We start from the raw sequence: 21,372 nt of genomic DNA, 5'->3' as shown, positions 1-21,372 counted from the left end.
CCCGCGGCTGTGTCAGACACAGGTCGTTCGTGTTCGAAAGCCAAGCCTGCGGCTGATCAGGCGGCCTGCGCCGATGGCAAGCGCGAGACCAGACGTAGCGATACCGTCAGGCCTTCGAGCTGGTAATGCGGGCGCAGGAAGAACTTGGACGTGTAGTAGCCGGGGTTTCCCTCGACTTCTTCGACAACAACTTCGGCAGCCGCCAATGGCTTACGCGCCTTGGTCTCTTCGCTGGAATTGGCCGGATCGCCGTCGACGTAGTTCATGACCCAGTCGGTCAACCAGCTCTGCATCTGCTGGCGCGTGCTGAACGAGCCGATCTTGTCGCGCACGATGCACTTCAGGTAATGCGCGAAGCGGCAGCAAGCGAACATATACGGCAGGCGTGCGCTCAGCGCCGCGTTGGCGGTGGCATCCGGGTCGTCGTATTCCTCTGGCTTGCCCAGCGACTGCGCGCTGATGAAGGCCGCCATATCGGTATTCTTACGATGCACCAGCGGCATCAGGCCCATCTTGTCGAGTTCGGCCGAACGGCGGTCGGTAATGGCGACCTCGGTCGGGCACTTCATGTCGACACCGCCATCGTCGGCCGGGAAGGTATGCGTCGGCAGGCCTTCCACCGCCCCACCCGACTCCACGCCACGAATGCGGGTACACCAGCCGTACTGCTTGAACGAGCGGTTGATGTTGACCGCCATCGCGTAGGCGGCGTTTTGCCAGGTATAGCGCGACGAATCGGCGCCCTGGGTGTCTTCTTCGAAGTCGAACGCTTCCACCGGATCGGTCTTGGCCCCATACGGTAGCCGCGCTAATGTGCGTGGCATGGCCAGCGCCAGGTATTTGGCGTCCTCGCTCTGGCGCAACGAACGCCAAGCCGCGTAATCGGGAGTGGAAAAAATCTTGGCCAGATCGCGCGGGTTGGATAGCTCGCTCCAGCTTTCCATACCCATCAGGCCAGGACCCGCAGCGGCGATGAAGGGCGCATGCGAGGCGGCGGCAATCTGGCTGATGCCGCGCAGCGTGTCGACATCCTGGGGGCTATGGTCGAAGTGGTAATCGCCAACCAAACAGCCGTAGGGCTCGCCACCCAGCTGGCCGTATTCGGCCTCGTAAATTTTCTTGAACACCGGGCTTTGGTCCCAGGCGGTGCCCTTGAACCGCTTGAGGTTCTTGGCCAGTTCCTTCTTGGACACGTTGAGCACGCGGATCTTCAACTGCGTATCCGACTCGGTGTTGCTGACCAGATAATGCAGACCGCGCCATGCACCCTCCAGCGCCTGGAATTGCGGGGCGTGCAGGATGAGGTTGAGTTGCTCGGTGATCTTTCGGTCGATCTCGGCGACATAGGCGTTGATGGTCTGCGCCACGTCGTCGCTGATGATGTCGCTGCGTTCCAGCACCTGTTCGGCCAAGGTGCGCACAGCCAACCGCACTTCTTCGCCGGCGCGTTCGCTACGCGGACGGAATTCACGGGTCAGCAGGGCCGCAAAGTCGTCGGACTGACTGGGTTGCGGCTGGGCGTCGGCAAGGTCTTGGGCAGCGGAAGAATTCTGGGTCGCCATGGGCTTACTCATCCGTCGACGTGGGGGCCGCGACCAGCGAACGCAGCAGGGTGGGATCCTTGATCGCATCGGCGATCAAACGCTCGGCACCGGCCTTGCCATCGAGGTAAGTGCCCAGATTGGCCAACTGGGTACGCGCTTCCAGCAACTCGGCCAGCGGTGCCACCTTCTTCACCACGGCGGTGGGCGAAAAATCGTCCAGGCTGTCGAAGGTGATATCGACTGGTAACTCGCCGCTGCCGGTGAGGGTGTTGGAAACGCTCATTGCCACGCGCGGTTGCATGGCACGCAGCCGGCTGTCGAAATTGTCGACATCGATTTCCACTGCTTCGCGTGCTTCCAGCGCCGGCAGGTTTTCCGTATTGGCGCCGGACAGATCCGACAACACACCCATGACGAACGGAACCTGCACCTTCTTCTGCGAGCCGTAGATTTCGACGTCGTATTCGATCTGCACGCGAGGCGCACGATTCCTGGCAATGAACTTCTGACTGCTGCTGCGAACGGACATGCGGCCTCCGATGATCTGCATGGTTGCTGGACGCTGCGGTTGCAGCGGCCGTGTGGCAAAGGCGTATCCCTTGCACCGGATGTGCATCGTCTTCGCTACTGCCGGCGGAATGAAATCGAACACCGGGATGGCAGGTATGGGTGTGCGTGATGGGCTTGGACGCAGGCGCCAGTGACAACGGCAGCGCGCCCGGGCGGTATGCGCGAGCATGCGGGCGTTGTCCGTGCAGCTGGCGATTTGGGGCTAGCCCGCTGCGCATCGGGTCACAACACGCGAGCAATGAACGGGCTACGCGTTCGTTGACGTCATCGAACTCCGCGCAGCCTTTCATCGATGTGCTGGACATCACCGCTTAAGCGGATCGCCCACTATCTCGCCGGATGGACGACGCGTAGCGCACACCGTTGCCAAGACTGTGGAAGCAGCCGGCACATTGCGATCCCCCCCGCCATGGCGACGAGAATGCTGATCACGATGCAACACCGCCCCTTGCTGTGTCCATCCGAATGTGGGGCTAGACATCCAGCTCGACGATGCGCTGCGCACCCTTGCGAGCGATGGCATCGAGGTGGTCGCGCACATAGGTGCCATACGATCAGACCTGATGCCGCCTCGTTTACGGTTCAACGGCAGCACATCACATGTCGCCACGCACGTATTCGACATCATTTCCGTCCGGTGCCCCTCATGACCCATTTGCCGGGATCTGCGCCTCGCCCCTGGCAGCTTGCTTGCTGGCGGCGTTATCGATGTGTGTGAATGTCGGTTGGGCGGGCGCACCCGCGCCGGTTGCCGCGACGCAACCGACGTCGGAAATTGATCTTTCCAGCACGTCCTTGCGCGCGCGCGTCCAGCCTGCGCACGAAGAGAGACTGCGTGCCTTTTCCGCCACCGGTCAACGCGCACAGGTGCATCAACTAAGCGACCGCGAGTGTGCGCTGGTTGAACGCGCCCTCGACGCGCTGCCTGCCTTGCATCGGCAGATACTGCAGCGGCGTCTGGCGCGCCTGAGCTTCGTCGATGCGCCTTGGAGCCCAGGCACGGCGTTGACGCGCGGGTACGACGGCGCCGATGGCAAACCGCTGTTCGATATCACCGTGCGTGGAGATGTCCTGGACACCTCGCTCAGCGACTTTCTAACCGGCAAGGATGTGCGGCTGTTCACGGCAGATGCGTCGGGATATCGCCTCCAGCTGGATGCAGGTGCGCTTCCGGCGCTGGAGTATCTGCTGCTGCACGAAGCGACCCACGTTGTCGACAACACACTGAAGATCACTGCCGACGGCGGTCCTTTCCGCGAGATATGGACTGATTACCGCAGCTTGGCCGCTTCGCTTGATCGTGACCCGGTGGCTCACTCTGTCTACCGGCGCGCACCAGCTCAGCCCTTGTCACAGGCACCGGCGCTTTACCGGGCTCTGGCCGAATCCCCATTCGTGTCGTTGTACTCCACCGCGTCGGCAGGCGAAGATTTTGCGGAGCTCATCGCCTGGCGTGAGCTCTCGCAGCGTTTGGATGTCGGATTGACGATCTGGATACGCGACAGCTCTGGCAATGTCGTTGCGCGGTTCGACCCACTCAGCTCGACATCGGTTCAGGCGCGCATGGCCAAGGCAAACGCCGTCCTCCAGCAGGTGGAGCAGCCTTAACGCTGTGACGCATCTGCTGTAACGCATCCGATGCGGCAGTGCGGTTGTTGTCATGCCGGCTCCGCCGCCCTTGCGACGCTGCATGGCGCTAAGGGTGAGCAGACCACCAGCATCTGCTTACGACGTTGCGCGTCAATTCGTAGCCGAATGCGGCTTGGCCACACGTCGTGGATTGGCGATGCATCTGCTCACGTCTTAACGCCCCATGCTGTGCCCCGCTCCATCGGGCCGACGTCGGCGCACATCACCACGCAGCACGCTCACTCGCCGCGACCGCGCAGCGCACCCTTGTCTTCCTGCAACTCCCGCTTGAACGGCACGTCCGGCGGTGGGCGCGCGCTTGCCGGTTGATCGTTGAGATTGGGGTCGCTCAGGCCGCAGCCGCCGCCGAATTGCAGCAGCGACACGACGCAGCTGATCTTGGTCGTCGTTCCCGGAATCGGAATCTCGATCTTCTTCAGGCCGCGACGCACCCATTCCTGCAGCAGCGTCTGGTTCGGCATCCAATACTTGTCCAGCGACGTCGGTGTGTAGTCGTAGGGCGGACGTTTGAGCCAGGTGCCGCCCTGGGCGATCTGGTCGCGGGTCCAGGTGTCGGTCTCGCTACCCGGGGGACCGCGGTCCCCCGCGCTCTTGCCGGCATCACCGGTGCCGGTAGCGACGTGGACGCTGCCATCGGCATTGAACATGCCGTTGCGCTGTCCGCTGGCACCTGTCGTGTCCCCTTGCCGATTGCGGTCGGATTTGCTCCAGTCGTCATTGGCGGCCACGTCCCAGCCGCCGCTGCGATCGGCAGGCTTCGGGCCGGCATGATTGCTGGCTGCTGGCTTGGCCGCCGACGATGCCGCGGCTGCCGCGTTGCTGGAACGTTCGGCCTGAGCAGAACTGGCCTGCGCCGGTGCAGCTCGTGCGGCGGGGTGGACGGATTGCTCGGCAGCGGCCGTCGGCGTCGGGTTGGAAGTTGCAGACTCTGCAGGCACCGCCGGTGCTACCGCGACAGGCGCAGGCGCCGGATCCGGCACGCTCGGCAGCTCTGCGCGACGCACTGCGACGTCGGGCATGCGCACCGTTGGTGAGATCTCGCGTGGGCGCACAGCAGGGGCGGTGATTTGCGGTCGCTCGGGAATGACGATGTCGCGCTCGCGCACTGTTGGCGCAGCGGCAGAGCGCACCGCCACCGCTGTGGCCGGGCGTTGCAATTCACGCACCTGCGCACGCTCGGTCACCGTCTGGATGTCGCGTTGACGCACCTCGACCTGCGGCGCAGCCCGTTCGATCGCACGTGGCGTCAACGTGATCGTTGGCGGCGGCGGTACGACAAAGTCGTTGGTAGCGACTGGCGTCTCGGTCACCTGCAGCGGCGATTCGACTGTCACCGGCGGCACCTGCACCGTCACTTGCGGAACATCCGCAGTGACGGGTTCGCTGGCAGCTTCCACCGGTTCCGGCGCGCTTTCCTGCGCCTGCGCCGGGTTGGGGGTTTCGACCGGATCGGCAGCTGGTTGCGCCGGCGTGGGCGACTGCACTGGTTCGCCCGCCGCCGCCGATGCACCCGCTTGCGCGGAGGAAGACGCCGCAGCTGCAACAGCCTGCGACGATGCTGCGGCCGCAGGTTGCCCTTCCCCGCCCCCCTGCTCCGCCGCACCAGCGCCGATGAAGGTCATGCGTACCCGCGACGCATCGCCAGGCTTGCTGTCATCCGGCGCCCAACGCACGGTGACCACCCAGATGAGCAGTGCAATAAAACCCAGGTGTATCAGGAAACTACCAAACACCGCCAACCAATGCTGCCGACGCTGATCCTTTGGACGCGGGTCCCAGTGCTGCCACCACAGGCTGCGAAATGCCTGGAACGGCGACAGGATTCCGGCCCCGGCCAGGCTGCGCTGCCGCGGCGGCGTGCGCGCCAGCAGCACATCCATCACCTGGGCGTCGTTGAATGGCGCAGCCGCGTGCTTGCGGTTGCCCATCCAGATGCCCCAGCCATACGGCAGGCCGGTACGTCGATCCAGCACGAGCTTGCCGGGCATGCGCGCGCGCAGTGCCTGCAGCAGATCGGCAGCCGTTGTCACCGGTGGTGCGGAATCAGGCCGCGCTGTCGCGCGGAATGTAGGGGGCGTCGCCGGTGGCGTGGTCGGTCGCGTCGCGCACCGCAATCACGCCGGGCACGCGCCCCATCAAGGTCTTTTCAATGCCTTGCTTCAAGGTCACGTCGGCCATGCCGCAGCCGTGGCAACCGCCGCCGAAGCGCAGCAGCACCACGCCGTCGGCCGAGACTTCCTGCACCGCCACGCGCCCGCCGTGCGATGCCAGCTGCGGGTTGATTTCGTTTTCCACCACCCAGCGCACGCGCTCGACCATCGAGGCCGACTCTGCCGGCGCTTCGCCCTTGATCTTGGGCGCCTTGATGGTGAGCTGCTGGTTGCCGGTGGACTGGGTGACGTAGTCGATCTCGGCGCCGTCCATCCATGGCACGCTGGCAGCGACGACATATAAGGTGAAGCCGTCGCAGTCGATCGCCCATTCGTCACCGCTCAGGTCTGCCGGTTCGGCGAACTCGAGGCGGGCATCGGCGCGTGGGGTGCCCGCATCCACCGCGCTCAGGCGCACGCCCATGCCGGGCACGCCCTCACGTTCGATGAGCTTGCGGAAATAGGTCTGGGCTTTGTCGGATATCTGGATCATGCGGGTTATTCTACCGCTCAAAGCGCCCTCGCTCATGGAACACCGTGATCCTGGTGGGTGCGCCGTCCGCCACCCCTGCGAGACCGTCATGACCGATCTGATTCCCCTGGAGCAGGCGCATTGCCTCCCGCGCAAAGGCAGCGACCACAAGCTGGGCGAAGCGCGCCTGGCTGAATTGCTGCCGCAGGTACCCGGCTGGGAGCTGGCCGAGGCCGGGATGGCGCTCACGCGCACGTTCCGTTTCGCCGACTATTACCGCACCCTGGCCTTTGTGAATGCGCTGGCCTGGATCGCCCACCGCGAAGACCACCACCCCGACCTGGGCGTGCATTACGACCGCGTCGTGGTGCGCTATTCCACCCATGACGTGGGCGGGCTGAGCGAGAACGACTTCATCTGCGCGGCCAAGACCGCACAACTCTACGATCAGGGAATCACCGCATGAACATGTACCGCGCCGCGCTTGCCGGCCTCATCGTCGTCACCGGCCTGAGCGGCTGCGGCAAATCGCAACAACAGGCAGCCGCGCCCACCGTCGCGCCCACCGAGCTGGCTGCATTGAAGACGCCCCCGCCGGAATACTCACCGCAGTTGGCTTGCGCCGGTGTCGGCGGCACGACCGTACTGCGGGTTGTGGTCGGCACCCAAGGCACGCCCACCGATGTCTCGGTGGCGCAGAGCAGCGGCCAACCCGTGCTCGACGAAGCCGCTCAGAAGCGCGTGCGCGAGTGGCAGTTCAAGGCTGCCACCCGCAACGGCCAGGCCGTGCCGCAGACCATCCAGGTGCCGGTCTCGTTCAAGCCGCCGGTGCCGCGTCCGAACGAATGTTTCGCCATCGAAGAACGTGCACGCCGCGGCGGCTGAAGATGGCGTAGGTCGGTGACATCTTCTGTCTGTCTGCAGGCTGCAAGCGCACAGACACCAGCGCACGCGCAACAGCGCCTTGTCCGTCTTTGCTTGACGTTTGCGCCGACATAAAGCTGGCGCAGATGCGCTGATTTTTCGTGTTCAACACCACGCGTTCGTCATCCAGGCACGGCCATCCTGCGTTCGCGGAGGGTCGTGCGCATCGTGCGCAGCTGCAATCGCCACGCTCCCCGCCGGAGAGTTCTCTATTCCACGAGGTCGTTGCGTCACATGCTTGAAGTGTCATCACACAATGTCTGGATCGCGCTCGCGGTCACGTTGGCTGCCGGACTGGCGACCGGACTCGGCAGCCTCATGGTGGTGTTCGCCAAAAAGCCCAATCCGCGGCTGCTGGCATTCGGGTTGGCCTTCGCTGGTGGCGCGATGGTGTACGTGTCGCTGACGGAGATCCTCAACAAGTCGATCGCCGCGTTTTCCCATGCGTACAACGACAAACTCGGTTTCACCTTCGGCACGCTGACCTTCCTCGGCGGCGTGCTGGTGATCATGCTGATCGACCGACTGGTGCCCAATCCGCACCAGAGTTTGTCCAGCGACGATCCGCAGTTTCGCGACGACAACCGAGCCTATATCCGCCGGGTTGGTCTGATGACCGCCATCGCGATCACCGCGCACAACTTTCCCGAGGGGTTGGCGACCTTCTTCGCCACGCTGGAGAGTCCGGCGGTGGGCATGCCGCTGGCATTTGCGATCGCCATCCACAATATTCCCGAAGGCATCGCGATCGCGGTGCCGGTGTATTTCGCGACCCGCAACAAGTTCTACGCGGTCGGCGCCAGCCTGCTCAGCGGATTGGCCGAACCGATCGGTGCAGGCCTCGGCTATATGGCGTTATCCAGTGTGCTATCGGATGCGGTCTTCGGCACCGTGTTCGGGCTGATTTCCGGGGTCATGGTGTTTCTGGCACTGGACGAGTTGCTGCCGGCCGCCAAGCGCTACGCACAGGGGCACGAAACCGTGTATGGCTTGGTGTCGGGCATGGGGACGCTGGCGATCAGTCTGGTGTTGTTCCGCTTCGCAACGCCTTGAAGCCCGCCTTGTTGAAGCGCGCCTTGCGCTGGCATCTCCAATCGTGAGGCCTTGACAGCCACGCCCACCACAGCAACGGCTGACACCGCCGCTCAGGCGTTGCTGTTGCTGTCTTGCGAATGGCGAGCCGATGCGCATCACTGCCCGCAAGCATCCACTCGTCCTAGTCGGGCACGTTCTTGGCATGCGGCTTCCCGCACGCTTGCTGAACACCGTTGCGCCTGGTCGACTGGACAGCAGGTTTAGAAAGGTTCCAGACATTCAAACCGGCGCATGGTACGGGCGTCATCAACGCGCACACAGCGAGGTGCCGTATGCAACGCACATGGTCTCAAGGGCGCCTTGCCTTGGCGCTGTCGATCGCATCCACCGGCATGATCGCACTGGGTGGGTGCCAACGCGCTGACGCGCCGGTACCGGCCGCCGCCGAGCCTCCGCCTCCTCCCAGTGCGGTCGCAACGCCGGCTTACACCCCGCCCACGGCGGATCAGCTGTACCAACTGGTTGCGCCGATTGCCCTGTTTCCGGACAAGTTGTTGGCGCAGACACTGGCCGCCTCGGTGTATCCCGATCAAGTGGTCACCGCGCAGGAGTGGCTGCGCAGCAACAGCGGCTTGAGCGCCGCCGAGCGCGCGCAGGCCACGGTGTCGCAATCCTGGGACCCGAGCATCAAGGCCCTAAGCGCGTTTCCCGATGTGGTGGCCCAATTGGCCGGCAACCTCGATTGGACGCGTGCGCTCGGCGATGCCTATGCCCACGACCCCAACGATGTGCTCAATGCGGTGCAGATCATGCGGCAACGCGCCCAGGCCAGCGGCCACCTGCGCAGTACGCCGCAACAGCAGGTACAGGTCGCACGGCATGTCGTGGTGACGCCCATTCTGGATGAGGGACGCATCCCGCCGCCCTCGCAGGTGATCACCATCGAACCGGCGCAGCGGGACGTGGTGTACGTCCCGCGCTACGACCCCGGCGTGGTCTACGGCACGCCGGTCGATGTCTATCGCGAGTATCGCTACCGCCCGGTCCGCTGGTACGACGAAGGCGACGTCGTCACCACCGGCCTGGTGTCCTTCGGTATCGGCGTGCTGGTGGGCGGCGCACTTGAACATCATCACGGCTGGTTTGGCTGGGCCGAGCCTGCACCTGTCTGGCACAGCTGGGGCTGGAATAGCTGGGGTGTGAACTGGAATGCGCCGCCGGCCGCACCGCATTACGTGGTCTACCAGAACCATGTCTATGCGCCGCGTACCACCATCATCAACAACCGCAATACCTATATCGATTCACGCACGTATGTGAATCAGGATCAGCGTCATTGGTCCAATTCGACATCCGCGCCAGCACCCGTTGCAGGCCTTGCCCCGGCAAGCTTCCACGCAGCGCAGGCGGCCGCTCTACCGGCAGCCCTGGCCAGCGCACAAGGGCTCAGGGGGGCGGGCGGAGCTGCTGCGCCAGCGCCCTCGCCTGCCCAGCTTCATCGTCCGCCCGACTATGCGCATCTGACCGCGCCGCACTTCAATGCGCAGATGCTGCAGCCGGGTCGTCCAGTCGCGCTGAACGCTTCGTCGCTTTCGCCGCATGCTGCGCCCCGGACAACCGCGGCCAACGCGATGCAGCCATTGACCGCAGGGATGCGTTCGCCGCGTGGACAAGCGCCGGCATTTGCTTCGGCTGTACCGCCGAAACGGGCAAATGACATGCAGGCCGCACAGCAGCGCATGGCGCAGCTGCACGCAGATTCGCGGGCAGCGCAGGAGCAAGCAGCTGCAGCCAACCGCGCACATGCGGGCATGCCGCCGCGCGATGCAGTTGCCGACCGCGACACCCGTGACAGGCAGTTCCGGGCGCAAGCCCAACCTGCGCAGTGGAAGCCGCCCGTGCAAGAGCAGCGACAGCTGCCGCCCCGCGCGCAAATTGCGTCAGCGGCCTTGCCGCGTGTCGAACATGCGCAACCGTCGCAGCCGCGCTATGTACCGCGCCAGATCGTGAAGGCCGAGCCACAGCAACACATGCAGCGGATGACCTCCTTCACACCGCCGCGTGCCGCGCCAGCCCATCCGGCCGATACGCACCAGCAGCGCCCGCATCCGTCAGCGCAGCCGCAACATCACGACCACCGCCACAACAGCTAAGAGAGCACACTGACGCAGCCACGATGGCTGCGTCAGCGGCCGAGCTGATCCAGCGCTTCGGCCAGTTCAGGCGCCAGCGGCGCACTCAACACGTACGGCGTCTTGCCGGCATCCAGGGCGAACTCCAGCGACGCGGCATGCAAGAACAGCCGCTTCAGACCAAGCTGGTCACGTAGGCGCTTGTTCACGTCTGCCCCGCCGTATTTATCGTCCCCGGCCACCGGGTGCCCCAGGTGCTGGGCGTGCACGCGGATCTGGTGGGTGCGACCGGTTTCGATGCGCACTTCGCAATACGAATGCCCACCGCGCCGTTCCAGCAACTTGAAATGGCTCAGCGATGGCTTGCCGATCGCATTTACCTGCACATGCCGCTCCCCCCCCTGGCGCAGCCCGATGTGCAGCGGCGCATCGACCGTCATCACCCCGTCCGGCATACGGCCAACCAGCAAGGTCAGGTAGCGCTTGGTGATGCCGCGGCCTTCGACACGGTCGTCCTCGCGCATCAAGGCCTGCAGCTCGGTCAGCGCCGAGCGCTTCTTGGCCACGATCAGCAGGCCGGAGGTATCGCGATCGAGCCGATGCACCAGTTCCAGGCTCTGAGTCGGCCGCAGCGCCCGCAGCGTTTCGATGGCGCCGAAGCTGATCCCGCTGCCGCCATGGCTGGCGACCCCGGACGGCTTGTTGAGCGCCAGCAGCCGTGCATCCTCGAACACGATCGCCGCTTCCAGCCGCGCCAGGAACGACGACGGCGGAGCGGCTTTATCGCCCTCCTCGTTGACGCGTACCGGCGGAATCCGCACTTCCTCGCCACCCTCGAGCTTGCGCTCGGCCTTGGCCCGCCCGCCGTTCACCCGCACCTGGCCGCTGCGCACCAGCTTGTAGATCAGGCTGCGTGGCGCGCCCTTGAGCTGGCCGAGCAGGAAATTGTCCAGCCGCTGCCCAGCACGGTCTTCCGGAACTTTGAGAATGCGCACGCCCACACGGTCGGTGGGCGGCTTGGGGGGCTGGGGGTCGGTCATCCGGCTCTTTATTCTGTTACACTCGGCGAGCGAGATAAGGGTTTGATTTCGTTGGAAGTTGATTGGCCAGAAGCCTGCCTTCCGATGATTCCGGCACAGTGCGCGACCACCGCCCCCGGGGCGGCCATGTTAGCGGCTCACCGGCCTGCCCGGCCATCGCCGGCGGTTTTTGACCGTCGCGCTGAACATGTCCCGTGCGCTGCCCCGGTTCGTCCGGACGCGGCTGCCGGCCCTGAAACACCTATAAAACTTAAACAAGCGCTCCCGCGGCCTGCCGTGGTGTTGCAGCGCTGGAAACCCTGGTCAGGCCTGTCCGCGCGTTGCGCGAAGGGCCGACAAGCTGTTCCAGAGGCGAAACGTCACGGCGTTCCGCGCGGTAGAGCGCGTGAGGAACGCAACAATGAAGCGAATGCTGATCAACGCAACGCAGGCCGAAGAGCTGCGCGTGGCGATTGTGGACGGCCAGACCCTGTACGACATCGATATCGAACAGCCGTCCAAGGAACAGAAGAAGTCCAACATCTACAAGGGCCGTATCACCCGGCTCGAGCCCTCACTGGAAGCGGCGTTCGTGGACTATGGCGCCGAGCGTCATGGCTTCCTGCCGCTGAAGGAAATTTCCCGCGATTATTTCCAGGCTGGGGTCGACCACAACAAGTCGACCATTCGCGAGTTGCTGCGCGAAGGCCAGGAAATTGTGGTGCAGGTCGACAAGGAAGAACGCGGCAACAAGGGCGCTGCCCTGACCACGTTCATCTCGCTGGCTGGCCGCTACATGGTGCTGATGCCCAATTCGCCGAGCGCCGGTGGCGTTTCGCGCCGGATCGAAGGCGAAGACCGCGCCGCGCTGAAGGAAGCGCTGGACAAGCTCGATATCCCCGACGACATGGGCGTGATCATCCGCACCGCCGGTGTGGGCCGTGATGCCGAAGAGCTGCAGTGGGATCTGGACTATCTGCTGCAGACCTGGAAGGCGATTGCCGAGGCTGCGCTGAGCAAGCCGGCCGCGTTCCTGATCTACCAGGAATCGCGCCTGATCATCCGCGCACTGCGCGACTACCTGCGCGCCGACGTCGGCGAGATCCTGGTCGATACGCCGGAGCTGTATGCCGACGCCCAGGAATTCATGCAGCAGGTGATGCCGCAGAGCCTGCGCAAACTCAAGCACTACACCGACGACATTCCGCTGTTCAACCGCTTCCAGATCGAATCGCAGATCGAAGGCGCCTATGAACGCAACGTGCGCCTGCCCTCGGGCGGCTCGATCGTGGTCGACCAGACCGAAGCGCTGACCGCTGTCGATGTGAACTCCTCCCGCGCCACCAAGGGCAGCGACATCGAAGAAACCGCGTTCCAGACCAATCTGGAAGCGGCCGAAGAAGTGGCTCGCCAGCTGCGCCTGCGCGACCTCGGCGGCCTGGTGGTCATCGACTTCATCGACATGGCCTCGTCCAAGCACCAGCGCGAAGTCGAAAACAAGCTGCAGAACGCGCTCAAGTACGACCGTGCCCGCGTGCAGCTGGGCCGCATCTCGCGTTTCGGCCTGATGGAAATGAGCCGTCAGCGTCTGCGTCCGAGCCTGGGCGAATCTAGCCAGATTGTCTGCCCGCGTTGCGATGGCCATGGCCGCATGCGCAGCGTCGAGTCGCTGTCGCTGTCGATCATCCGCGTGGCCGAAGAGCACGCCATGAAGGAAAACACCGGACAGGTGCTGGTCCAGGCCCCGGTGGAAATCGCCAACTACCTGCTCAACGAAAAGCGCAGCGCGCTGCGTGAGATCGAGCAGCGCCACGAGTCGCCGATCATCATCGTCGCCGACGAGCAGCTGCACACCCCGCACTACGAAGTCACGCGCCTGCGCGAGAACGAGCTGGGCGAAGACAGCGGCAAGCCGAGCTACCAGCGCGGCACCCCGCGCAAGCTGCCGGTGCATGCGCTGACCAAGGCGCAATTGAACATCCCGGCGCCTCCAGCAGTGACTTCGATCAAGCCGAGCCAGCCGGCGCCGGTGCGTGAAGAGGCTCCTGCCCCGGTGGCGCCTGTCGCCGCTCCGGCACCGGTGGTGACCGTGCCGATTCCGGCACCGGTCACCGGCGTGGTTGGCTGGTTGAAGCGCATCTTCGGCGGCGTCGAGCCGGTCGCTCCTGCTCCCGAGTCGACTCCGCGCCCGCGTCAGAACGATGCCGGCCGCAATAACCGGAACGAACGCGGCGAGCGTGGCGGTCAACGTCGCGATGGCCGCGATGCCCGTAACGGCGGCAATGGTGGCAACCAGCAGCGCGGCAATGGCGGCAGTGGCAATGGCGCCAACAAGGAACGCCGTGACGAGCGCCGCCAGCCGGCCAGCGGCCAGGGCGCGCAGAACGGTGCACAGGCGCAGCAACAGGTGCAGGTGCCCAAGCCGCCGCGCAATGAAGCACAGGTACCGAAGCAACAGCCGCCGCAGCAGTCTCAGCAGCAGAAGTCCAAGCCGCAGAACCAGACGCCGCGTCCACCGCGTGCACCTGCACAGCAGGACGGCGCGCCAGCCGAACGTCAGCCGCGTCCGGCACGGCAGGATGCAGGCACTGCAGCAGCACAGACGGTCACCTCGACTGCCGCAACAGCGGCGACGTCGAGCGTGGTGGCTGCCATTGCCGATGCGGCTGCACCTACCACTGCGCAGATCAACGCGAACGAAGCAGCGCAGGCGCATCCGGTTGACGTCACGGTGAGCGAGTCCACCGCTGATCGCGGTGCCGACGCAAGTGCGGCTGCGCCGACCCCGGATGCCGCGGGCGACGATGCAGCCAATGGCGAAGGCGGAAGCCGTCGCCGCCGCGGTCGTCGTGGTGGCCGTCGCCGTCGTCGTGGCGCTGGTGCCAACGGCGAAGGCGGCGCCAGCGCCGATGGTCTGGAAGGCGACGATCTGGACGGCGATGCCGACAACGATCTCGATGGCGACAGCGAAGGTGACGACGCTGGTACTCATGCGCAGGCCTCTGCCGCACCGCGCGCCGGCCAGCCTGAATTCGACTTCGATGACGACGCACCGACACCTGCGGTGCGCGCCAAGTCCGAACCCATTGCACAGGCAGCCGCCAAGCCGCGCCCGGTTCCCAAGGAGCGTGCGGAGCCGCACGTCGGCAGCGACACGTCCTCAACCACTGCGCCGGTTTCCAACACCGTGCCGGCAGCGCAGCCGCCAGCAGCAACACCCGGTGCCACGGCTGAGGCAGACCACGAGCGCCCTGCGACGCCGACCGTGGCCGCAGATGCACCTGCCAAGCCCGCGCCCGCTGCCATCGCGTCGACGGCCGTCAACGCTGATGTTGCGGCAGTGCAAGCAGTGGAACAGCGTTCGGCTCCGGTCGCGCAGCAAGCCCCCGCTACTCCGGTACCCGTTGCTGCGTCGGCACCCGTGGCATCCACGCCGGCACCGCCTGTGGCTCCCGTCGCCGAGACGGCATCGACCGCACCGGTCGCCGCTGCGTCGGCTCCGGTACCAACTGCCGCAACGCCTGTGACAAACGAGGCTCCGGCAAGCGCCCAGCACCAGCGGTTGCCTTCCGTATCGGCAACCGCTGGTGCTGACGCCGACAAGGCTGCGGTACCGATGGCCGACCAGCAGCAGCGCGCTGCTTCGGCGGACGTTGCAACGCCTGCGGTGCAAGCGGCAACGGTGCAGAAGGCAGCTGCAACGCCTGCTGCCAATCTATCGGCAGCTGTAGCAGCGACGCCGGCTTCGCAGGCCGCAGTAGTCACGGTGGCCTCGCCGCACGCCGAACCGTCTGCTCCAAAGGCGCCATCGGCCGAAGCCGCAGCGACTGCTACATCGGCCGTCGTGCAGACCAGCCCGAGTGCCGACGCTACGCCCGTGCACAAGCCGTATGCCCCGGTGCAGACAACCATGCTCGATGCGTTGAGCCCGACCGATGCTGCGACGTCAGCGACCTCGGCCAGCGAGCCTCCGGCGCCACCTGCCACAGCGCAGGAGTTGGAGGCAGACAAGCCCAAGCCGACGGTGGTTGTGTCCGAAGTAAAGCCTGTTGCCCCATCGATCGAGACCGACAAGGCGCAGGATGATGACAGCAACAAACCGCGTGGCGATCACTGATGCGTAGGTGATCGACCAGGCTGGCGTGTGAAGTCACACGCCATGTCAGCATCAAACACAGCGGGCTTCGGGCCGCTGTGTTTTTATGTACCGCCTGCAAACGACTGCACGGCAGACGCGTTTATCGAGATCCAAGCAAGGTTTCCACGCACTACGTTCGACCGGATGCCAGTGACATTGCGCCGACCCAGCGCATCAGCTGCTGCAAGCTGATAGACAGGCTGCTGGCGTGGACCGCTCGTCTGGAGTGGCTGCAAGAAATCTCTGCCGAGCCGGGAATTCAGCGACGGCAGAACCTGCGGCTGCATCCGACCATTGCTGCGGGAGAGCTGTTTGCAGGCAGTGCGTCGCCATGCTAACGGCCAAAGCCGCAGCCGCACACCGCCTTCATTCAGCCCAGCATGCGCACATGAAAGACTGGTCCTGACGCAGCTACGTGCGTTGGTTCAATCCAACTGACGCCGCTGAAGGACCGATGCGCGCCATTCGTCAGTACGCGATGAGCCGCGCCAGGAGATGGCGTTCAACCTGACCTCGCCGCGCGACGCAGGCGCTTGGCCACATTCAAGGCAACAGCTCACAGCACCCTGGAGGGATCGGTCAGACCGTACTGGTTGGCCAGCCGCGCCAGCGCGATGTTGTCCTGGATGCCGACCTTTTCGAACAAGCGTGCCTTGTGCGTATTGATGGTCTTGGCGCTGAGGTTCAAGCGCTTGGCGATGTCTTCCTGGCGCAGGCCTTGGGTCAGCAACAAGGCCACTTCCAGCTCACGCGGGGACAATGCATCGAACGGTGAGCCGCCACCTTCCAGATTGGATAGCGCCAGGTTCTGCGCGATCGTGTTGCCGAGATAACGCCGTCCCAGCGCGACTTCACGTACCGCGCGCAGCAGCTCGTGCGCGTCGCCGCCCTTGCCCACATAGCCAGACGCACCTGCTTCGAGCAGACGCTTTGGCAGCGGTCCGTCTTCGAGCACGGAAACAATGATGACGCGGGTACCGTAATCGCCCTTGACAATGCGCTCGGTGATTTCCAGACCGCTGACGCCAGGCAAATGCAGATCGCACAGCACGATGTTCGGCTTGAGTTGACGAATCTGTGGCAACGCGGCTTCGCCGCTTTCTGCCTCACCCACTACATCGACATCCACTTCCTTGGACAGAATCATCTTCATGCCTGTACGCACGAGTGCATGATCGTCGATCAGAAAAACTCTGATGGTCATCCTTGTTGTCCTCGCTAGCGGCTGGCTGGTGCAGCCTATCTCCGTGAATAATTCAGGGCAAGCTCGATGCGACGTATTACGTTGAAGTTAGAGCGTCAGAACACGTCACGAGAGCATGCGTGACGTGCGTGTGGCGCGATGTCGCAGTCCGCAATGCTGCGCCGTGCACTGATGATGCAGGCGCTCGCACGTCCGATGCATCGGACAAGCCAGTCGCGCCCGGTCAGATTTTCCCTGTCTCGACGGGACGTTCGGCGTCTACCAAGGGCTTTAATTCGGGATCCAGCGCGACGCGTTCATCGAAGACGAAGCAGCGGCCGTCGTAGCCTTCGCCACCGACCTCTTCGAAATAGCCCAGAATTCCGCCCTCCAGCTGCAACACGTTGTCCATGCCATCGGCCTGCATCCATAGCGCGGCCTTTTCGCAGCGAATGCCGCCGGTGCAGAAGCTGACCACCGTGGCGTCGGCCAGTGCGGCACGATGCGGTTCAAGGGCGCCAGGCAACTCGGTGAATTTGTCGATGGGCAGGGTCAACGCCCCCTGGAACGTGCCGTACGCCACTTCCTGCGCGTTACGCGTGTCCAACAGCACCAACGGGCGGCCGCGATCGTCCTGCCCGTTACGCAACCACTCGCGCAGCACGGCAGGCGTCACCGAAGGCGCACGCCCTTGCAGCGGCGATGCATCGTCGCGTCGGAAGCTGATGATTTCCGGCTTGACCTTGACCTTGAGCCTTGCGAACGGCTGATGCGCACTCTCGCTGTACTTGATCCGCATCTGCGCAAAACGCGCATCGGCCTGCAGCCAGACGTAGAACGCGCCAATCTGCTCGGCATCGCCTGCCAGGAACAGGTTGATGCCCTCCTCGGCAATCAGCACCGACCCTTTCAGCGCCCGCTGTTCGGCCTGCGCAAGCACGTGTGCAGCAAGTGTCTGCGGATCCTGGATGGTGACGAACTGGTAGGCGGCGGTATTGGTCATCATGGCGACATTTTAAAGCCGCAGGCAGCCGCTAGCGAGCGCTGTGAATGGACGTGCGACCCGGTGCAACAGCACCCTCACATCCGAATTCAAGCCATGCGCTCAGCCGCGCAAGAGCAGAAACGGCAGCAACACCAGCGAGGCGACCACCAGCATGCCGATCAGCGTGACGAGCACCAATAGCGGCCGCCTGCGCAGCAAGGCGCCAAACGTCTCCGCAGTGCCGGCTGCAAGCTCCTCCTGACGCTGGGCGCGCGCAACTGCGCCGCGTTGCGCCTGGTAGGCATCCATCGCGGCCTTGGCGCGCGGATAGTCGGCATCGTCACTGAGCCAGATGCCGCCTGCAGAAATCCCCCAATTGCTTGGGCGCGTTTCATAGATCTGCACGCCCTGCTCGCACATCAGCGCACGCACCTCGTCGGCTTCGTCGTCGGGAACATTACGCAGATTGAGCAGCAGCTTGGCCATGGCGCGATGATAACGGGAGCCAGGTGCGATAATGGCGCCTTTCTCCATGGACCCTGCCATGCGCCTTCTGTTGACGCTCTGTGCCGCCCTGTTGCTCGCAAGCTGCGCGCCCGCCCTGCCGCCCTCCGGTGGCACCATCGCCAGCTTCGAGCGGATCGACCGCACGCTGGGTACCGGCGCAGAAGCCACACCAGGGGCAATGGTCACCGTGCACTACACCGGCTGGCTATACGACGAAAAAGCCGCCGACAAACATGGCAAGCAGTTCGACAGCTCGCTGGATCGCGCCGAGCCGTTTCAGTTTGTGCTGGGCGGCCACCAAGTCATCCGCGGCTGGGACGATGGCGTTGCCGGCATGCGGGTCGGCGGCAAGCGCACCTTGATGGTTCCCCCCGATTACGGTTACGGCGATAACGGCGCAGGCGGTGTGATTCCGCCCGGCGCATCGCTGGTATTCGATGTGGAATTGCTGGGCGTGCAGCCGCGCTGAGTGCCAGAACGATGACGGATCTAAGCAGGCGGCGGCTGGCCGTGATCGGCGGCGGGCCGGCCGGCTTGATGGCGGCGGAAGCGGCGTGCGCGGCAGGCTTGGCAGTGGATCTGTACGAGGCCAAGGGCTCGGTGGGACGAAAGTTCCTGATCGCCGGCAAAGGCGGTTTGAACCTCACCCATTCCGATCCGATGCCGCTGTTTGCACAACGCTATCGCGAGCGCCAGCAGCCGGTTGCAGCATGGTTGCAAGACTTCGACGCAGAAGCGCTGCGCGACTGGGCACGCGGGCTGGGGGTTGACACCTACGTCGGCAGCTCCGGCCGGGTCTTTCCGATGGACCGCAAGGCGGCACCCTTGTTGCGTGGCTGGGTACGTCGGCTCAAGGAACAGGGCGTCATGTTTCATGTGCAACACCGTTGGCTGGGCTGGAACGAGAACGGCGCACTACGTTTCGACGCACCCACCGGCGCGGTCGAGCGCAACGCAGATGCCGTCGTGTTGGCGCTGGGTGGCGGCAGCTGGCCGCAGCTCGGTTCCGATGGGCAGTGGCAAGCAGCGCTGCAACAACACGGCATTACGGTTGCACCCTTGATGCCAGCCAACTGCGGCTTCGATATCGCCTGGAGCGCGCATTTCGCGCAGCGTCATGCAGGTGCTCCGCTCAAGCCGGTCATTGCCCACTGGCAAGATCGTCATGGCGTGCAGCACACATTGCAGGGCGAATGCGTGGCCACAGCGGACGGCATCGAGGGCAGCCTGATCTATGCCATGGCCGCGGACCTGCGTGAGCAGGTCGAGGCGCAGGGTATGGCCGAGCTCGTGCTGGATCTGATTCCCGGCCGGCCGCTCGATCGCGTACGTACAGAACTGGATCAGCCACGCAAGGGGCGCAGTTTCAGCGAGCATTTGCGTCGCCAGGTCGGCATCGATGGCGTCAAGGCCGCCCTGCTCTACGAACATCTCGGCAAGCAGGCGGGCGACGATGTTGCGTTGGTCGCACGCACGCTCAAGCAGTTGCCGCTGCGCTTGTTGCGGACGCGCCCGCTGGCCGAAGCGATCAGTTCGGCAGGCGGCGTACGGCTGGAAGCGCTGGACGATCAGCTGATGGCACTCGCGCAACCTGGCGTGTTTTGTGCTGGCGAAATGCTCGATTGGGAAGCGCCGACCGGCGGCTACCTGCTCACCGCCTGTTTCGCCAGCGGCTTACGCGCCGCGCGGGGCGCGATACAGTGGCTCGATCAGCACGACAGGCGCGCTACAGGCGATCGCTGACAGCCGCACGCGGCCAAACAGATTTGACGTCGTAGACCACCGCGCCTGGTTTGCCGAGCGCGGCGATGCGCGCGACGTCGTAGTCGCGATACTGCGCATGCGCCACCGCCAGCACCACGGCATCGTAGGCACCGTCTTCTGGCGTCTCGCATAGCTGCACACCGCTGTGCTGCAGCGCCTCCGCCGGGTCTGCCCACGGGTCGCAGGTATCCACGCGCACACCCGCGGCCTGCAGCAGCTGCACCAATTCCAGGGCGCGGCTGTTGCGCAGATCCGGGCAGTTCTCCTTGAAGGTAGCGCCCAGCACCAGCACCCTTGCCTGCGCGAGCGCGACGCCCCGCATGGCCAGCATGCCGCACACGCGCTCGGCGACATGTCGGCCGACGCGATTGTTGACCTGCCGCGCGGTGTGGATCAGGTCCGGGTGATAGCCCACGCTTTCGGATTTGTGCATCAGGTAATACGGGTCCACTCCGATGCAATGCCCGCCGACCAGGCCAGGACGAAACGGCAGGAAGTTCCATTTGGTTCCTGCGGCTTGGAGTACATCGAGCGTGTCGATTCCCAGCTTGTCGAAGATCAACGCCAGTTCGTTGACCAGCGCGATATTGACGTCACGCTGGATGTTCTCGACCACCTTTGCCGCTTCGGCCACGCGCATCGACGGGACGCGCCAGGTGCCAGCGGTAATAATGCTGGCGTACAGCGCGTCGACCGCATCAGCGGCGTTGGGCGTCGAGCCGGAAGTGATCTTGCGGATATCGCGCAGACGCCGCTGGCGATCACCGGGATTGACGCGCTCGGGGCTGTAGCCGCAAAAGAAATCGTGGTTGAACCTCAGTCCGGACGCTGCTTCGAGCAAGGGCACGCAGACTTCTTCGGTGGTTCCCGGGTAGACCGTGGATTCGTAGATCACCAGATCGCCAGGCTTGAGTGCAGCGGCGATCAAGGCCGTGGCGCTGCGCAATGGCTCCAGATCCGGCTGCTCGAAGCTGTCGATCGGCGTCGGCACGGTCACGATGAAAATGCTGCACGTGGCCAGATCGGTCGCGTCTGCGGTGTAGCGCACCTGCGTTGCCGCAGCCAACTCGGTATCGTCCAATTCCAGCGTGGCATCGTGGCCATCGCGCAATTGCGCAACGCGCTGCGTATCGATGTCGAAGCCCAGGGTGTCGCGCTGCTCCCCGAAGGCAACCGCCAACGGCAGGCCGACATAGCCTAAGCCGATGACGGCGATGCGCCCTTGTGGCGGTGCGAGAAGCCTGTTGCCGGACATGCGGTTCCTTGGGGTGGTACGCCGCCGGTGGCGGCGCGCTATGC

General features: G+C 64.6%; 17 protein-coding genes. 8 read left to right on the top strand and 9 right to left on the bottom strand.

What is annotated here, in order from left to right:
• Positions 1-56 precede the first annotated feature (56 nt).
• Positions 57-1,574 (bottom strand): type VI secretion system contractile sheath large subunit, encoded by a 1,518-nt coding sequence (tssC, locus tag M0D43_RS21680; RefSeq protein ID WP_252163003.1) that lies wholly within the window; start codon positions 1,572-1,574, stop codon positions 57-59.
• Positions 1,567-2,094, bottom strand: a complete 528-nt coding sequence (gene tssB, locus M0D43_RS21675) for a type VI secretion system contractile sheath small subunit (protein ID WP_252163002.1) — start codon at positions 2,092-2,094, stop codon at positions 1,567-1,569. Before tssB ends, tssC begins: the two co-directional genes overlap by 8 nt.
• Before the next feature lie 620 nt (positions 2,095-2,714).
• Between tssB and M0D43_RS21670 the strand changes: the two genes are divergently transcribed.
• Positions 2,715-3,722, top strand: coding sequence for a hypothetical protein (locus tag M0D43_RS21670; protein ID WP_252163001.1), 1,008 nt, complete (start codon positions 2,715-2,717; stop codon positions 3,720-3,722).
• 260 nt (positions 3,723-3,982) lie between these two features.
• Here the strand turns inward: M0D43_RS21670 and M0D43_RS21665 are convergent, their stop codons facing one another.
• Together M0D43_RS21665 and M0D43_RS21660 are read right to left on the bottom strand one after the other, a co-directional pair.
• Positions 3,983-5,794 carry a transmembrane repetitive protein gene (locus tag M0D43_RS21665; RefSeq protein ID WP_252163000.1) on the bottom strand — a complete coding sequence of 604 codons (1,812 nt, stop codon included), beginning with the start codon at positions 5,792-5,794 and terminating at the stop codon, positions 3,983-3,985.
• Between the two features lie 13 nt (positions 5,795-5,807).
• Positions 5,808-6,407 (bottom strand): NfuA family Fe-S biogenesis protein, encoded by a 600-nt coding sequence (locus M0D43_RS21660; RefSeq protein WP_011408965.1) that lies wholly within the window; start codon positions 6,405-6,407, stop codon positions 5,808-5,810.
• Positions 6,408-6,495: 88 nt separating this feature from the next.
• Between M0D43_RS21660 and M0D43_RS21655 the strand changes: the two genes are divergently transcribed.
• The 4 genes from M0D43_RS21655 (at position 6,496) to M0D43_RS21640 (ending at position 10,498) form a co-directional block, all read left to right on the top strand.
• Positions 6,496-6,852 (top strand): 4a-hydroxytetrahydrobiopterin dehydratase, encoded by a 357-nt coding sequence (locus M0D43_RS21655; RefSeq protein WP_003489213.1) that lies wholly within the window; start codon positions 6,496-6,498, stop codon positions 6,850-6,852.
• Positions 6,849-7,271: an energy transducer TonB gene (locus tag M0D43_RS21650; protein WP_101365111.1), complete on the top strand. Its 423-nt coding sequence runs from the start codon at positions 6,849-6,851 to the stop codon at positions 7,269-7,271. Before M0D43_RS21655 ends, M0D43_RS21650 begins: the two co-directional genes overlap by 4 nt.
• A 273-nt stretch (positions 7,272-7,544) precedes the next feature.
• On the top strand, positions 7,545-8,363 hold the full coding sequence (gene zupT / locus M0D43_RS21645; protein WP_252165152.1) for a zinc transporter ZupT: 819 nt from the start codon (positions 7,545-7,547) through the stop codon (positions 8,361-8,363).
• A gap of 314 nt (positions 8,364-8,677) precedes the next feature.
• Complete coding sequence (locus M0D43_RS21640; protein WP_260807615.1) at positions 8,678-10,498, top strand: DUF3300 domain-containing protein; 1,821 nt, start codon at positions 8,678-8,680, stop codon at positions 10,496-10,498.
• A gap of 32 nt (positions 10,499-10,530) precedes the next feature.
• Here M0D43_RS21640 and M0D43_RS21635 read toward each other — a convergent pair whose 3' ends face one another.
• Positions 10,531-11,517, bottom strand: a complete 987-nt coding sequence (locus M0D43_RS21635; RefSeq protein ID WP_260807613.1) for an RluA family pseudouridine synthase — start codon at positions 11,515-11,517, stop codon at positions 10,531-10,533.
• A gap of 400 nt (positions 11,518-11,917) precedes the next feature.
• On the opposite strand from M0D43_RS21635, the gene M0D43_RS21630 reads away from it, so the two are divergent.
• Positions 11,918-15,613 carry an Rne/Rng family ribonuclease gene (locus M0D43_RS21630; RefSeq protein WP_252162999.1) on the top strand — a complete coding sequence of 1,232 codons (3,696 nt, stop codon included), beginning with the start codon at positions 11,918-11,920 and terminating at the stop codon, positions 15,611-15,613.
• A gap of 577 nt (positions 15,614-16,190) precedes the next feature.
• Here M0D43_RS21630 and M0D43_RS21625 read toward each other — a convergent pair.
• The 3 genes from M0D43_RS21625 to M0D43_RS21615 all read right to left on the bottom strand — a co-directional run bounded on the left by M0D43_RS21625 (position 16,191) and on the right by M0D43_RS21615 (position 18,288).
• A complete protein-coding gene (locus M0D43_RS21625) occupies positions 16,191-16,838 on the bottom strand; it encodes a response regulator (protein ID WP_252162998.1) in 648 nt (215 codons plus the stop codon).
• 223 nt (positions 16,839-17,061) lie between these two features.
• Positions 17,062-17,823 carry a sulfurtransferase gene (locus M0D43_RS21620; RefSeq protein ID WP_252162997.1) on the bottom strand — a complete coding sequence of 254 codons (762 nt, stop codon included), beginning with the start codon at positions 17,821-17,823 and terminating at the stop codon, positions 17,062-17,064.
• Positions 17,824-17,922: 99 nt separating this feature from the next.
• Positions 17,923-18,288, bottom strand: coding sequence for a DUF6164 family protein (locus M0D43_RS21615; RefSeq protein WP_252162996.1), 366 nt, complete (start codon positions 18,286-18,288; stop codon positions 17,923-17,925).
• A 58-nt stretch (positions 18,289-18,346) separates the two neighbouring features.
• Here M0D43_RS21615 and M0D43_RS21610 point away from each other — a divergent pair, with 58 nt between their 5' ends.
• The gene (locus M0D43_RS21610; RefSeq protein WP_252162995.1) at positions 18,347-18,778 is read left to right on the top strand and encodes an FKBP-type peptidyl-prolyl cis-trans isomerase; all 432 of its coding nucleotides are present in this window, start codon (positions 18,347-18,349) and stop codon (positions 18,776-18,778) included.
• A gap of 11 nt (positions 18,779-18,789) precedes the next feature.
• Positions 18,790-20,052 carry a TIGR03862 family flavoprotein gene (locus M0D43_RS21605; protein ID WP_252162994.1) on the top strand — a complete coding sequence of 421 codons (1,263 nt, stop codon included), beginning with the start codon at positions 18,790-18,792 and terminating at the stop codon, positions 20,050-20,052.
• On the opposite strand, the gene M0D43_RS21600 is transcribed toward M0D43_RS21605, so the two are convergent.
• Complete coding sequence (locus M0D43_RS21600; RefSeq protein WP_252162993.1) at positions 20,036-21,328, bottom strand: nucleotide sugar dehydrogenase; 1,293 nt, start codon at positions 21,326-21,328, stop codon at positions 20,036-20,038. The genes M0D43_RS21605 and M0D43_RS21600 overlap by 17 nt on opposite strands.
• Between the last annotated feature and the right edge of the window lie 44 nt (positions 21,329-21,372).

It is taken from the genome of Xanthomonas prunicola (genome assembly GCF_025266575.1).
In the GTDB taxonomy this organism is placed as follows: domain Bacteria; phylum Pseudomonadota; class Gammaproteobacteria; order Xanthomonadales; family Xanthomonadaceae; genus Xanthomonas; species Xanthomonas prunicola.
Note: the sequence above shows the minus strand (reverse complement) of the source record. Positions and strands in the feature narration are given on the sequence as shown.

Coding starts and splice junctions, on each gene's coding strand:
- M0D43_RS21605 (WP_252162994.1), top strand. CDS start 18,790: ATGACGGATCTAAGCAGGCGGCGGCTGGCCGTGATCGGCGGCGGGCCG.
- M0D43_RS21650 (WP_101365111.1), top strand. CDS start 6,849: ATGAACATGTACCGCGCCGCGCTTGCCGGCCTCATCGTCGTCACCGGC.
- M0D43_RS21630 (WP_252162999.1), top strand. CDS start 11,918: ATGAAGCGAATGCTGATCAACGCAACGCAGGCCGAAGAGCTGCGCGTG.
- M0D43_RS21615 (WP_252162996.1), bottom strand. CDS start 18,288: ATGGCCAAGCTGCTGCTCAATCTGCGTAATGTTCCCGACGACGAAGCC.
- tssC (WP_252163003.1), bottom strand. CDS start 1,574: ATGAGTAAGCCCATGGCGACCCAGAATTCTTCCGCTGCCCAAGACCTT.
- tssB (WP_252163002.1), bottom strand. CDS start 2,094: ATGCAGATCATCGGAGGCCGCATGTCCGTTCGCAGCAGCAGTCAGAAG.
- M0D43_RS21655 (WP_003489213.1), top strand. CDS start 6,496: ATGACCGATCTGATTCCCCTGGAGCAGGCGCATTGCCTCCCGCGCAAA.
- M0D43_RS21640 (WP_260807615.1), top strand. CDS start 8,678: ATGCAACGCACATGGTCTCAAGGGCGCCTTGCCTTGGCGCTGTCGATC.
- M0D43_RS21600 (WP_252162993.1), bottom strand. CDS start 21,328: ATGTCCGGCAACAGGCTTCTCGCACCGCCACAAGGGCGCATCGCCGTC.
- M0D43_RS21660 (WP_011408965.1), bottom strand. CDS start 6,407: ATGATCCAGATATCCGACAAAGCCCAGACCTATTTCCGCAAGCTCATC.
- M0D43_RS21610 (WP_252162995.1), top strand. CDS start 18,347: ATGCGCCTTCTGTTGACGCTCTGTGCCGCCCTGTTGCTCGCAAGCTGC.
- M0D43_RS21620 (WP_252162997.1), bottom strand. CDS start 17,823: ATGATGACCAATACCGCCGCCTACCAGTTCGTCACCATCCAGGATCCG.
- M0D43_RS21635 (WP_260807613.1), bottom strand. CDS start 11,517: ATGACCGACCCCCAGCCCCCCAAGCCGCCCACCGACCGTGTGGGCGTG.
- zupT (WP_252165152.1), top strand. CDS start 7,545: ATGCTTGAAGTGTCATCACACAATGTCTGGATCGCGCTCGCGGTCACG.
- M0D43_RS21670 (WP_252163001.1), top strand. CDS start 2,715: ATGTCGCCACGCACGTATTCGACATCATTTCCGTCCGGTGCCCCTCAT.
- M0D43_RS21625 (WP_252162998.1), bottom strand. CDS start 16,838: ATGACCATCAGAGTTTTTCTGATCGACGATCATGCACTCGTGCGTACA.